Here is a 322-nt window from a genome sequence, read left to right on the forward strand (position 1 = left end):
CGCCATCATCGCGAAGATCGGCACCGGCGGCGGCCAGGGCTATGTCATCGAATACCGCGGCCCGGCCATCGAGAAGCTCTCGATGGAGGCCCGGATGACCATCTGCAACATGTCGATCGAGGCCGGCGCCCGGGCCGGCATGATCGCCCCCGACCAGACCACCTTCGACTACCTCAAGGGCCGCGACCACGCCCCCCAGGGCGCCGAATGGGACGCGGCGGTCGAGTACTGGAAGACGCTGCGCACCGATGCGGACGCGGTCTTCGACCACGAGGTGGTCATCAACGCCTCCGAGCTGGCCCCCTTCGTCACCTGGGGCACC

General features: G+C 68.6%; 1 protein-coding gene. It reads left to right on the top strand.

Annotated features, from left to right (window positions below; genetic code table 11):
• Positions 1-322 (top strand): aconitase family protein (locus tag IG84_RS0137415; RefSeq protein WP_031067994.1); only part of this gene is annotated, 322 nt, incomplete at both ends.

This window comes from Streptomyces ochraceiscleroticus, from assembly GCF_000720485.1.
Taxonomy (GTDB): domain Bacteria; phylum Actinomycetota; class Actinomycetes; order Streptomycetales; family Streptomycetaceae; genus Streptomyces; species Streptomyces ochraceiscleroticus.